The sequence below is a fragment of the Enterobacter cloacae complex sp. ESBL7 genome, assembly GCF_041679625.1.
Classification (GTDB): Bacteria; Pseudomonadota; Gammaproteobacteria; order Enterobacterales; family Enterobacteriaceae; genus Enterobacter; species Enterobacter asburiae_B.
In genome coordinates, this window is record NZ_JBGORN010000054.1 from 1 (window position 1) to 291 (window position 291).

The window sequence follows — 291 nt, forward strand, 5'->3', positions numbered from 1 at the left end:
CCCTCCCGGTGATTGGCGCGGTAAGCGCAACGGTCGCCGTTGACGGCGGCTGGCTGGAAAAAGACCGTCAGGACCGCTTTGCCTCCGGCACGCTGTGGGGCGGTTCGGTGGGGCTGAGCAGCGCAGGGCGCGGGTACAGCAGCCAGATTTCGGTCGGCACGCCCCTGCGCTACCCCGACTGGCTCGGCCCGGATCATGTGAGCGTTAACTGGCGCATTGCCTTCATGCTTTAAGAGACTCTACGACTATGGATACCCGTCACCCACCCGTTCGTTTCTCGCAGCGTCTGAT

Annotated in this window: 1 pseudogene; it reads left to right on the forward strand. The window is 63.9% G+C overall.

The window, feature by feature from the left end:
- Positions 1-233: pseudogene (locus tag ACERY3_RS25435) on the forward strand (ShlB/FhaC/HecB family hemolysin secretion/activation protein); the annotation flags it as partial.
- Positions 234-291: the final 58 nt, after the last annotated feature.